This window comes from Massilia sp. CCM 8734 (assembly GCF_011682155.1).
Taxonomy (GTDB): Bacteria; Pseudomonadota; Gammaproteobacteria; order Burkholderiales; family Burkholderiaceae_D; genus Telluria_A; species Telluria_A rubra.
Genome location: NZ_WHJI01000098.1, coordinates 1 through 4,876 on the forward strand (window position 1 = coordinate 1; position 4,876 = coordinate 4,876).

Here is a 4,876-nt window from a genome sequence, read left to right on the forward strand (position 1 = left end):
CGCCGCAGCGGCCCGCACGCGCAGACGGCATTGCCGTGGGTACCTTCGATGGTATCGGCGCCGACGGCGGCGCCTTGGTCAGCATCGCCACGTTCGGCCTGAGCCGCATCCGCGCCCGCAGCATCAGTCCGCTCGATCCGAGCAATATCGGTCAGTCCTTGGCATTGGGATTCGAGGGTGGCGATCCGATGCAACCGATTATCCTGGGCGTGATGCTGGCGGCGCCGGTGCCGCCCGCACCCGCCTCTACCGACGCGCTCCTCGACGGCGATCGCGTGGTACTCACCGCCGAGCGTGAGATCGAACTGCGCTGCGGCGAAGCGGCGTTGATCCTTAGCGCAGATGGCCGCATTCAGCTACGCGGCACGTACATCACCAGCCACGCCAGTGCGACACAGCGCATCTTGGGCGGCTCGGTCAATATCAATTAGGTTCAGGTGTCTTTATGGAAGTCATTGTAGGTTCGAAACATCTTGTGGTGGACATTAGCTCGGCAGTCGACGTAACTGGGCGCGCCCACCTCGTCATCGTAACAAAAGCAACATGGCAAATTCCATGTTCCGGGGAGCGCCCCCGTCCGCTGCCGCCACAACCCATTGAGAAAGCTGATGTTTTCGTAGGCGATCCGGGCGAAAGCGCCATGCTATATGGATCAGATATAGTGCGATTCAAGCCTCGTTGCGATGTTCTCTTCAATGCCAACGCGCATGCTCCTCAAGGCGCCCCAGCGCAAGAACTGAATGTAGTCTGGCAGGTCGGTTCCCTGCGAAAGGGCATTAAGGTTCATGGAGAACGGCGTTGGCGAAAACGTCTGGGTTTAATTTCAATTTCCGAAGCGCAACCTTTCATGCAAATGCCACTGCACTTCGGAAAGGCGTTCGGCGGCACTCGAAAATATAAGAAAGGCTGGGGGAAAAATGCCTCAACGCTCACAGAAGCGCGATTAGAGAATCCAGCAGGCATCGGCTGGTTTGGGACATGCGCCGACGACGATATCGATGGCCAACCAGTACCAAATCTAGAAGCTCTCGACGATCCAGTTCGTAAGCCAAGTGGAAAACAAAAGCCGGTCGCATTTTCGGCCGTCGCTCGACATTGGCAACCGCGCCCAACCTATACAGGCACTTACGATGAAACTTGGCAGCGCGACGAATTCCCATTTTTGCCGGAAGACTTCGATGAGCAATTTAATCAATGCGCTCCGGAGGATCAACAAATGGAATATCCAATTGGTAAAGAACAGATTATTCTTCGCAATATGATGCCAAACCGACCGGATGTCAGGTTCAAACTACCCAAGCTTAACAATTTAAACATACGTGTATTAAGAAGCGATTACACGACTGCCGAGCCGGTGGCAGTAGTCGATACACTTTATTTCGAACCTGACGAGAAACGCTTTAGCGTAGTCTGGCGTGTCAGCATTCCATTCAAACGTCGCATACAAGAATTTGACACAATAGCTGTTGGACCCGTGAGCGCCCAGTGGTGGCACACAAAATCGTTAGGTCTTTCAAACTGTGCTAACTGCAGTGGCACGTAACATAGTGGAGAATGATGACATGACACGCGATTCCGCAACCGGTGAAATGACAGATAATAACAGTATTGTCGTATCAGCAGCTGGCCTATGCTGCGCGTTAGGCTACCATCTAGATGCCGCTGTCTGTGCAATCCGTGCAAATATGGATCATTTTCAAGAGAGTATGTTTTACAGCGCGCCTACAGTTCCGCTAAACATAGCGATGCTACCTGACGAGAGTTATGGACCTCAACGCATCCGAAGTTGGATTGATTATGCCTTACGGGATTGTGCACAAAACACGACGGACGCTCATTTACTGTTTGATCCACTGTGTACTGCGTTGATCGTGCTTGTGCCAGATAATGAGCGAATAACCTCGGATAAGAAGAATTTTGAAGATTTGGCTCAGTCTGCAATGCTGCATTTACGAAAAGAAATTTCGCCTCACCCAGAAACCGATGGTTTAGACATCCCTTATCGCATTCGGGTACTATTGGAAGGTCGTGCTGGCCTGGCTCAAGCATTATTAATGGTGGCGGATGAGTTAGCTAGTCGCCAAGTGAAACAAGTCTTACTGATTGCAGCGGACAGCTACTTAAACAATGTTGAAATTAACTTCTACCTCGAACAGTCCCGGCTATTCGTACCAGGAAACAGCGACGGCTTTTTACCCGGGGAGGCCGCAGTTGCATTGTTACTACGTTTGGGCAGTTCGGACGAAAGAGGCTTACACATAAAAGGCATCGGAATCGGTCACGAGACTGGCCGCTGGGACGGAAGTGTACCCAGCCGAGGAATAGGATTAACAAACGCAATACGCGCAGCGTGCAAACAAGCAAAAATATCCCCGGAAGATCTGGACTTCCGTAGCAGCGATCAGAATGGTGAGCAATTTTATGCAAACGATGCCGCTAACGCGATAACGAGGGTGATGTGCGGCAGTCATAAACTTAGTCATCTGACATTGGCGGATAAAATTGGTGAAGTTGGGTGCGCAACCGGCCCTGCCATCTTGGCGTGGCTATCTCGTGGCATGCAGCATTCAACATATTCTGCCGGTACCACGGGGCTCATTCACCTTTCAAACGATAACGGTGCTCGATGTGCTGTTGTCGTGCAAAACCACGGAGATGTTTAATATGGAGACCCATGTCTATGCGAATGACAATGAAGTGTGCTCAAAGGCTGCTGATGGAAAATCAACAATTGGGCCTGATCTATGTTGGAGTCCGCCAGCCCCACCGGCAGGTCCACTCTTAATACCTTATACAAACACTGCATCAGCCAAAGATTTGACGAATGGATCAACCACAGTATTTATTTGCGGAACATCGATTGCTTTGAGAGATGTATCTTACTTAGCGAACAGTGTCGGAAATGAACCTGCCACTCGGAATTTGGGTATGGGGTTTGCTACTCACACAATTAAGGGTAAAGCCTACTTTACAGCATGGTCTCCAGACGTGAAAGTTGAAGGACTTAACGTATGCCGGCATTGCGATCCAATGACCCACAATCACGGATAAAAAATGGTAAATATTCCGGGCATAAAAAAAACGCGAGGTAAAACTGCGGGCACTGAAAAAAACAGCACAAATAAAAATAAAAACACGGCAGAACAGGAGAAAACAAAGGCTGATGATAAAAAAAATGATAGCAAAGCTACTCCAGCCACTAGCCCGAATACGATAAGTACGGTCTATTTAGATACATTCAACAAAAAGGTATGCGTGAAAGATCGCGCAGCAGTGGTGAAAGAATGTACTCCCGAGCATGACGACGACGAAAAAGAATCAAAAGATAAGAAAAAGAGCAATTCTAAGAAATCAAAAACGAGGGGATTAAACGGAAAACTTGCAGAGGCGGCAAAAACTATCGATGCAATAGGTAAAAAGAGTACAGGATATGTAAAGGATATTAATAGCAAAACAGCTTTCGATGGCACTGCATGGATGGACGACGGCTGTACTGGAGCATGGGTCACACCGCATGACAAGCCCGATGGGGAGACTATCAAAGACGAAATTAACAAAATGTTTGAGGAGATAAAGAATAATCGCCTAAGCATGTTATTCAGCGCCTTAGACACTTTAAAAGGGTTAGCGCTCGAAGCTGCAAAGGCTGCGGCTGAAGATCTGATACAGAAATTTTTGATAAAGACAGGAATTAAGATTGCCGCAGGAGCTGTTTTCTGCGAAACCATCTTCATGCCGATTCTCATGGCAAGCTTGACTGTGGCTGATATTATTTATACAGCGAGCCAATTAGCAGTACTCCCAGGCCCAAAGGGTAAAGCTGCTTATGACGCCATGGTGCGAATAAAGGACATAGGGGAAGAAGCCGACAAAATCATGGCGGAGTATAAGACGAAGCCCCATAAGGCGCAAGCGGACGCTATGTCGTTAATGGCACAGATAAATAGCTGCATGCGTGCACGTAAGTGCCTTCTCATTCCATATAAGCTTACTTCGCCGGACGGCGTACGTGTTCCAGGCGCAACTGACCAGAACAAAGCGACAGCACAAGCGCGACATGGAAACGGATGTTGCCCCGGGCAAACGGGTCATCACATTATTCCCGATGCGATGATGGAAAACGTAAAATGTTCAGCATATAATTACGATGAAGCTCCGACTATTTGCCTTGAAGGAACCAAAAATGGTTTTAAGCACGGTAGTCATGGTAAGGCTCACGAAGAGCTCAGCAAGTCGATCAAAACGTACAAAGGTAGCCAAGCTGCAAAGAATTTAAACAAGGATTTGATATCTTATACCGAGGCAAAAAAACAAGGAATTGACGCGGTAGAGAAAGCTGGGGCAGCCCACTGCGATCGAAAATGTTTAGAAGCGCAACTCGACCAACATTATGGGTCTTGCGACAAAGAAATGCTTAATGCCAACGCCGGCACCGGATCCCCGGTTAAAGCGCGTCCGGCTGAACCTGAAATAATTGCGCCGAAGAAAAGGACGAAAAAGCCATGAGTATTACAAATCGTGAATATTACGGAACATTTCATAAGTATTATATTGTCGGATGCGCTGTACAAGACCGAACTACATATGGCTTCGTTCTCGACAGATTGTACTCAGATCAAGAGGTTGAAGATGAGGAGCGCGAGGGCCACGATTCAACCCTCCGCCCAAAACGTTTGGTGGTTTACTATAGTGACGAAGAAATTGATGATCAATGGGGAGCAATTTCCCTAGACGGATGGAGCTATACCTATGAGCCTCTTGCAAAACGTCGTGAGGCGACGCTAACGAGCCGAAACGGGCGCCTTGATGAGCACTTTTTCAAAGATTCGGGCCAGCCTGACGGCCTCGGCAAAGGCTATTCCTTCATTTCAGTCCA

At 48.8% G+C, this 4,876-nt stretch carries 6 protein-coding genes; all 6 read left to right on the forward strand.

What is annotated here, in order from left to right; all coding sequences use genetic code 11:
- A partial coding sequence (locus F2P46_RS35430; RefSeq protein WP_208296916.1) for a DUF6484 domain-containing protein occupies positions 1–431 on the forward strand: 431 nt, incomplete at its 5' end.
- A 14-nt stretch (positions 432–445) separates the two neighbouring features.
- Positions 446–1,543, forward strand: a complete 1,098-nt coding sequence (locus F2P46_RS35435) for a DUF2169 domain-containing protein (protein WP_166899170.1) — start codon at positions 446–448, stop codon at positions 1,541–1,543.
- Positions 1,544–1,562: 19 nt separating this feature from the next.
- On the forward strand, positions 1,563–2,663 hold the full coding sequence (locus tag F2P46_RS35440; RefSeq protein WP_166899172.1) for a hypothetical protein: 1,101 nt from the start codon (positions 1,563–1,565) through the stop codon (positions 2,661–2,663).
- A 1-nt stretch (position 2,664) separates the two neighbouring features.
- Positions 2,665–3,051: a DUF4150 domain-containing protein gene (locus F2P46_RS35445; protein ID WP_166899173.1), complete on the forward strand. Its 387-nt coding sequence runs from the start codon at positions 2,665–2,667 to the stop codon at positions 3,049–3,051.
- Positions 3,052–3,054: 3 nt separating this feature from the next.
- Entirely contained in the window at positions 3,055–4,506 is a 1,452-nt protein-coding gene (locus F2P46_RS35450; RefSeq protein ID WP_166899175.1) for a hypothetical protein, read from the forward strand.
- On the forward strand, positions 4,503–4,876 hold a 374-nt coding region (locus F2P46_RS35455), incomplete at its 3' end, for a hypothetical protein (RefSeq protein ID WP_166899177.1). The genes F2P46_RS35450 and F2P46_RS35455, both read left to right, overlap by 4 nt.

Bases quoted from the DNA above. Each gene is read 5' to 3' on its own strand.
- F2P46_RS35435 (WP_166899170.1), top strand. From the start codon at position 446: ATGGAAGTCATTGTAGGTTCGAAACATCTTGTGGTGGACATTAGCTCG.
- F2P46_RS35440 (WP_166899172.1), top strand. From the start codon at position 1,563: ATGACACGCGATTCCGCAACCGGTGAAATGACAGATAATAACAGTATT.
- F2P46_RS35445 (WP_166899173.1), top strand. From the start codon at position 2,665: ATGGAGACCCATGTCTATGCGAATGACAATGAAGTGTGCTCAAAGGCT.
- F2P46_RS35450 (WP_166899175.1), top strand. From the start codon at position 3,055: ATGGTAAATATTCCGGGCATAAAAAAAACGCGAGGTAAAACTGCGGGC.